Raw genomic sequence first — 1309 nt, 5'->3', positions numbered from 1 at the left:
ATGGGAAGACCGCGCAACAAAGAGAATGCCCAATTGCCAGACGGTGTTTATCGCAGCAAAGGGCGTTTCATCTATAAGCCTCATCATGGCCGGGTCGGCAAAAAGAATGTTTTCGGTGCCGAGATTGTATTGGGGCCAGAAACCATGTCCAAACTCTATATGGCCATTGAAAACCTGGAGAAAAGTTCCGACCAGACATTGGGCTGGCTGCTGGATGAATATCTGGAGTCCAGAAAATTCAAAAGCCAGAGCAAGGATTGGCAGTACAACAAAAGGCTTTATACCCCTAAGGTGAAAAGTTTTCCCGTGGAGGGTTATGGCACTTTTGGCAAGGTGCCGCTGACAATGATCACACCACCATCACTAAACCGGTTCTATGAAAAATATTCCGACAAACTGGGTGCAGTCGCCATTGCCCGCAAACTAATCTCCAGTGCCTGGAGTTGGGGCAGAAGCCATCTGGAAGGAGTTCCACCCAACCCATCGCTGGACTGCGAAGCGCTGCCAAGGCCGAATCGGCAAGATGTGTACGTCAGCGATGAAGACTATGCCTGCGTTTACTATCTGGCCAATCCATATTGGAAAGCCATGATGGAGTTCGCCTATATCTGCAGGGCGCGACGATCCGAGCTGATCAATATGAAGCGGGACCAACTGCTGGAGAAAGGCATACAGTTGAAACGCGTAAAAGGTTCACTGGATGAAATCACCCTCTGGACACCACGACTGAGAAAAGCCCTGCAAACCCTTGATGATTACAACAACGGTGAAAAGTTTGAGTATGTGTTTGGAGCGCCCAACGTCCCTGCCAAAAAAGGCATTCAAATGTCACCGGGGCAAAAGATGCACAAGAACACGCTGGACAGCCAGTGGCAGAAGCTGATCAACCGCGCAGTAGATGAAGGACTGATTAATGGGAAATGGCACTTCCACGACCTGAAAGCCAAAGGCGTCTCTGACCATGAAGGACTGGTCTCCGGCCACAAAACACTGGAAGCAAAGAAAATCTATATCCGAAAAACCCAGGAAGTACAGGGCACGAGATAACAAGGAGAGATAGCGATGATAGAAGATATCACCGGGCGAAAGTCCGGTTTTTTTTGCCGCGAATCACACGACATATCTTTGAGAATTGGTGCCCAGGAGAAGACTCGAACTTCCACAACCATACAGTTACCAGCACCTGAAGCTGGCGCGTCTACCAATTCCGCCACCTGGGCATATACGACACTTTTCTACTTTTAACGATGTTTGGTGCCCAGGAGAAGACTCGAACTTCCACGACCTTGCAGTCACTGGCACCTGAAGC

At 49.5% G+C, this 1309-nt stretch carries 1 protein-coding gene and 1 tRNA gene; one reads left to right on the top strand and one right to left on the bottom strand.

The genetic code is table 11. The features are described from left to right. The coding region (locus tag KDK15_RS03185) for a tyrosine-type recombinase/integrase (RefSeq protein WP_257293920.1) at nt 1–1047 on the top strand (1047 nt) is incomplete at its 5' end. A gap of 86 nt (nt 1048–1133) precedes the next feature. Here the strand turns inward: KDK15_RS03185 and KDK15_RS03180 are convergent. Next, nucleotides 1134–1220: transfer RNA gene (locus KDK15_RS03180), tRNA-Leu, on the bottom strand. Between the last annotated feature and the right edge of the window lie 89 nt (nt 1221–1309).

This window comes from Endozoicomonas sp. YOMI1, assembly GCF_024606345.1.
Taxonomy (GTDB): domain Bacteria; phylum Pseudomonadota; class Gammaproteobacteria; order Pseudomonadales; family Endozoicomonadaceae; genus Endozoicomonas.
The sequence above is the reverse complement of the archived record's forward strand: the minus strand, read 5'-3'. Positions and strand labels throughout refer to the sequence as shown.